The organism is Shigella sp. FC1967 (genome assembly GCF_001743005.1).
Taxonomy (GTDB): Bacteria; Pseudomonadota; Gammaproteobacteria; order Enterobacterales; family Enterobacteriaceae; genus Proteus.
In genome coordinates this window covers 1-569 of sequence record NZ_MIIZ01001163.1, presented here as the reverse complement: position 1 = coordinate 569, position 569 = coordinate 1, and the positions used below count along the sequence as shown (strand labels likewise).

The following is a 569-nucleotide window of genomic DNA, read 5'->3' as shown; positions in this document are numbered from 1 at the left end:
TTTTTCAACATTAGTCGGTTCGGTCCTCCAGTTAGTGTTACCCAACCTTCAACCTGCCCATGGATAGATCACCGGGTTTCGGGTCTATACCCTGCAACTCATTCGCCCAGTTAAGACTCGGTTTCCCTACGGCTCCCCTATACGGTTAACCTTGCTACAGAATATAAGTCGCTGACCCATTATACAAAAGGTACGCAGTCACCCCATAAAGAGGCTCCTACTGCTTGTACGTACACGGTTTCAGGTTCTTTTTCACTCCCCTCGCCGGGGTTCTTTTTCGCCTTTCCCCTCACGGTACTGGTTCACTATCGGTCAATCAGGAGTATTTAGCCTTGGAGGATGGTCCCCCATATTCAGACAGGATAACACGTGTCCCGCCCTACTCGTCGAGTTCACAATAACAGCATCTTCGGATACGGGGCTATCACCCTTTACTGCCGGACTTTCCAGACCGTTCTCCTGATGCTGCTATTGATTAAGACTCTGGGCTGTTCCCCGTTCGCTCGCCGCTACTAGGGGAATCTCGGTTGATTTCTTTTCCTCGGGGTACTGAGATGTTTCAGTTCTCC

1 rRNA gene is annotated in these 569 nt (G+C 50.3%); it reads right to left on the bottom strand.

What is annotated here, in order from left to right:
* A 23S ribosomal RNA gene (locus BHE89_RS19610) occupies positions 1-569 on the bottom strand; the annotation flags it as partial.